We start from the raw sequence: 679 nt of genomic DNA, 5'->3' as shown, positions 1-679 counted from the left end.
ACCGCGGGTGGGACCTCGACGCGCTCTACGACCCCGACCCCGACCACCTCGGCACGTCCTACTCCCGCCAGGGCGGCTTCCTCCACGACGCGGGGTCGTTCGACCCGGAACTGTTCGGGATGAGCCCCCGCGAGGCGATGACGACCGACCCGCAGCAGCGGATGCTGCTGGAGACGGCGTGGGAGACGTTCGAGCGGGCGGGCATCGCCCCCGACTCGCTGCGCGGCTCGCGCACCGGGGTCTTCGCGGGCGTCATGTACAACGACTACGGCGCCCGCCTGCACCAGGCCCGCACGCCTGCGGCCGGCTTCGAGGGTTATCTGGTCAGCGGGAGCGCCGGCAGCGTGGCCTCCGGTCGGGTGGCGTACACGTTCGGCCTGGAAGGACCGGCGGTCACCGTCGACACCGCCTGCTCCTCCTCCCTCGTCGCCCTCCACCTCGCCACCCAGGCACTACGCACCGGCGAATGCGACCTCGCCCTCGCCGGCGGCGTCACCATCATGGCCAGCCCCGCCACCTTCATCGAATTCAGCCGCCAACGCGGACTCGCCCCCGACGGCCGCTGCAAACCCTTCGCCGCCACCGCCGACGGCACCGGCTGGTCCGAAGGCGCCGCCCTCCTCCTCATCGAACGCCTCTCCGACGCCCACCGCCACAACCACCCCATCCTCGCCGTCGT

General features: G+C 72.5%; 1 protein-coding gene. It reads left to right on the top strand.

All coding sequences use genetic code 11. From position 1 onward, the window contains the following. Window positions 1-679, top strand: a 679-nt coding sequence (locus tag ND748_RS33315) for a polyketide synthase (protein ID WP_251750194.1), incomplete at both ends; no start/stop codon positions are given.

It is taken from the genome of Frankia sp. AiPs1, from assembly GCF_023716945.1.
Lineage (GTDB): Bacteria > Actinomycetota > Actinomycetes > Frankiales > Frankiaceae > Frankia.
Note: the sequence above shows the minus strand (reverse complement) of the source record. Positions and strands in the feature narration are given on the sequence as shown.